The organism is Pseudomonas sp. S3(2024) (assembly GCF_036861315.1).
GTDB lineage: Bacteria > Pseudomonadota > Gammaproteobacteria > Pseudomonadales > Pseudomonadaceae > Aquipseudomonas > Aquipseudomonas putida_A.
The window spans coordinates 1-1,124 of the sequence record NZ_JAZAQQ010000027.1; the positions used below are offsets into that span (position 1 = coordinate 1).

Consider the following 1,124-nt stretch of genomic DNA (forward strand, 5'->3'; position numbering starts at 1 on the left):
GCTACGACGCCAGCGCCGACGGTACGACCGCCTTCACGGATAGCGAAACGCAGACCATCTTCCATCGCGATGGTTTTGATCAGGGTAACAGTCATCTGAATGTTGTCACCTGGCATTACCATTTCAACGCCTTCTGGCAGCTCGCAGTTACCAGTCACGTCAGTAGTACGGAAGTAGAACTGTGGACGGTAGCCTTTGAAGAACGGAGTGTGACGACCGCCTTCTTCCTTGCTCAGAACGTAAACTTCTGCGGTGAACTTGGTGTGCGGCTTAACCGAACCCGGCTTAACCAGAACCTGACCACGTTCAACGTCGTCACGCTTGGTACCACGCAGCAGAACGCCGCAGTTCTCGCCAGCACGACCTTCGTCGAGCAGCTTGCGGAACATCTCAACACCGGTGCAGGTGGTGGTGGTAGTGTCACGCAGACCAACGATTTCCAGTGCATCTTGAACGCGAACGATACCGCGCTCGATACGACCAGTCACAACAGTACCGCGACCCGAGATCGAGAATACGTCTTCGATTGGCATCAGGAATGGCTTGTCGATCATACGAACTGGTTCTGGGATGTAGGTATCCAGAGTTTCAACCAGTTTACGAACGGCAGTGGTGCCCATTTCGTTGTCGTCTTTGCCTTCCAGCGCCATACGAGCCGAACCGATGATGATCGGAGTGTCGTCGCCTGGGAAGTCATAAGTGGACAGCAGGTCGCGAACTTCCATCTCAACCAGTTCCAGCAGCTCAGCGTCGTCTACCAGGTCAGCCTTGTTCAGGAAAACCACGATGTACGGAACGCCTACCTGACGGGACAGCAGGATGTGCTCACGGGTTTGTGGCATCGGACCATCAGCGGCCGAGCAAACCAGGATCGCGCCGTCCATCTGGGCAGCACCGGTGATCATGTTCTTCACGTAGTCAGCGTGACCTGGGCAGTCAACGTGAGCGTAGTGACGAATAGTCGAGTTGTACTCAACGTGAGCGGTGTTGATGGTGATACCGCGAGCTTTTTCTTCTGGAGCGCTGTCGATCTTGTCGAATTCAACTACGGCCGAACCGAAAACTTCGGAGCAGACGCGAGTCAGAGCAGCGGTCAGAGTGGTTTTACCGTGGTCAACGTGACC

The 1,124-nt window shown here is 55.0% G+C and carries 1 protein-coding gene; it reads right to left on the reverse strand.

The genetic code is table 11. The annotated features are described in order from the left end of the window. Window positions 1–1,124: elongation factor Tu (tuf, locus tag VLA07_RS27050; RefSeq protein ID WP_330208060.1), on the reverse strand; the 1,124-nt coding region annotated here is incomplete at both ends.